We start from the raw sequence: 1278 nt of genomic DNA on the forward strand, positions 1-1278 counted from the left end.
GTTTTAGTTCAACTACCATTATACAAGATTTGGGGAGGTACTTCCTTTTTTACGTTTTTAAGTCCTTGCGCCGCAAGGGCTATGAATTATGAAATTCGCTCAGTTAGTTAATTTTCGATAAGATTGATAATGCTTGTGTAAGAAATTAATAAATTCATTATTAGAGAAATCATAAGGATCAGTTAGGAATATTGAGATTTTTACAGCATCATCATTTTTTTCATTACTAGTTTCCTTCTTTGATTCTGTATCATTTTCACTAGTGGCTTCTTCGTTACTTGAGCAAGCACTAAAACAGATTCAAAACTAACGAAAGTTAAAGACATGGTCCGTTTAGGTGAATCTATTGGCGTTTCCTTTCTAAAAGTTGAGCCCGAATCCCTGCGATTGTATGTCGAAGAACAGATTATAAACAACTTTGATGGTGATCTATGGAATGTACATGGTGTCAGCTAAAAAATGGCGGTAATAATACACAAAGGCGGGATTTTAATTGTGTCGTTTCAGCGGTTTTTGAGACAGCGATGAGTGATACATCTGCTGCAGAAGCCAGTCCACGAGGATCCTGATGTCTTTAAGGACATGAATGCTAAACGGAAACGGACAAGGATTATGGGGTATAATAATGAATTGTATAATCTTTATTAGAGGAAGTGGGATCAGCTTAAACAGTCTGTAGAAGATCTTTGTCTTGAGGCTGGACCGACTCAGCCGCTTTTGTTGAAATTACCCGATGAAACGACTTTTTATGAAGCGGATAAGTCCGGATGTTCTTTTAACCACCCCAGGATATGTTCCAGGTAAGGATCTAATTTTCATTTTCTTGTCTTCAACACATCCATCCAACTACAAAATTTTTTATTTTTTTCTAAATACTCATAAACTGTCGTTCTCGATAAGTTGCATTATCTAGCAATAGCTGCAATTGCGAAACCTTGTCTTTTTAATTGATGCAGTTCAACAATCATTTCTAATTAGTACACATTCTCGTTCCCCCATAACTTCAATTATTTTATACTTAGTTTAACTGAAGTTAGGATTATTTTGGGTTAAAAAGTGTTCAATTCCATCAAGCAAAAACTGTCCATTTTAGTTTAGCAGTAACACATTAATTTAGGTTGAATGTTTTAAAGATTCATTTTAAATTCTAACAATGTGTACTTTTATGCACATTGGGGGGCGTCAATAATTTTGTGTAAATGACCCTATCCCTTTTGAATTTAGTTAGCCAGTGTTTTAGTCGTTTAAACTTGTTCCTCCAGCGATTCAAACATCTGC

At 35.1% G+C, this 1278-nt stretch carries 1 protein-coding gene; it reads left to right on the top strand.

The window, feature by feature from the left end; translation table 11 throughout:
• Positions 1 to 324: 324 nt before the first annotated feature.
• Complete coding sequence (locus ACFQU8_RS09835) at positions 325 to 456, top strand: hypothetical protein (protein WP_382359309.1); 132 nt, start codon at positions 325 to 327, stop codon at positions 454 to 456.
• Positions 457 to 1278 lie beyond the last annotated feature (822 nt).

The sequence above is a fragment of the Lentibacillus kimchii genome (genome assembly GCF_042666895.1).
Lineage (GTDB): Bacteria > Bacillota > Bacilli > Bacillales > Amphibacillaceae > Lentibacillus > Lentibacillus kimchii.